Origin of the sequence: Pseudomonas sp. S37 (assembly GCF_016658545.1) — a bacterium.
Lineage (GTDB): Bacteria > Pseudomonadota > Gammaproteobacteria > Pseudomonadales > Pseudomonadaceae > Aquipseudomonas.
Map to the genome: position 1 here is coordinate 1 of NZ_JACVZC010000245.1, position 355 is coordinate 355.

The 355-nt window shown below is 56.3% G+C and carries 1 protein-coding gene; it reads right to left on the bottom strand.

What is annotated here, in order from left to right; all coding sequences use genetic code 11:
- The coding region (locus IAE39_RS29515; protein WP_268934225.1) for a thiamine pyrophosphate-binding protein at positions 1-129 on the bottom strand (129 nt) is incomplete at its 3' end.
- Between the last annotated feature and the right edge of the window lie 226 nt (positions 130-355).

A 355-nucleotide genomic window follows, 5' to 3' on the forward strand; every position in this document is an offset into this window, starting at 1 on the left:
TACCAGCTTGATCTTCGACTTGCGCAGGGATTCGAGCAGGTCGAGGTTTTCTTCACCGGGAATGCCGAACACATATTCGACACCTTCGTTTTCCAGGCATTGCACAACGACATCAGCGGCCTTGGCCATCTTGCTTGCTACCTCAAGTGATGGGACGGTGGAAGTCCAGAAATGCGCAGCACGGTACGCTGGCATCGCTCGGCCCGGGGCCAAGAATGCCCCGAATCAAAGTCTTGACGTAGGGTGAGTGCGGGAAAGTCACGTTAATGTGACGGGAATATTGTCGCAGTCTGGGGCGACACTACGATCGATGTAGGAGCGGCTTTAGCCGCGAACACCGGCGAAGCCGGTGCCA